This is a genomic window from Virgibacillus sp. 7505 (assembly GCF_002272135.1).
In the GTDB taxonomy this organism is placed as follows: Bacteria; Bacillota; Bacilli; order Bacillales; family Amphibacillaceae; genus Terribacillus.
Genome location: NZ_NPBF01000512.1, coordinates 1 through 205, shown reverse-complemented (window position 1 = coordinate 205; position 205 = coordinate 1). Strand labels below are relative to the sequence as shown.

General features: G+C 49.8%; 1 protein-coding gene. It reads left to right on the top strand.

Going from position 1 to position 205, the window contains the following annotated elements; all coding sequences use genetic code 11:
* On the top strand, positions 1 to 205 hold a 205-nt coding region (locus CHH91_RS20855), incomplete at both ends, for a hypothetical protein (protein ID WP_176465922.1).

The following is a 205-nucleotide window of genomic DNA, read 5'->3' as shown; positions in this document are numbered from 1 at the left end:
CTTTTCTTGCCATTTCACCTTATCAGCAACTGACCGAACAGATCGACAAGCTGCAGCAGGAGCGGGAAGCGCTTTATGGTTGGACTGATGAGGAAGGACACATATGGCCGTTTGTCCACTTGCAAGCGCCTAAGAAGCAGGCTGACCAGTTTCTGGAACAGCTAAGCGCCGATGGTTTTTCGTTTGTGACGTTAACGAAACAAGG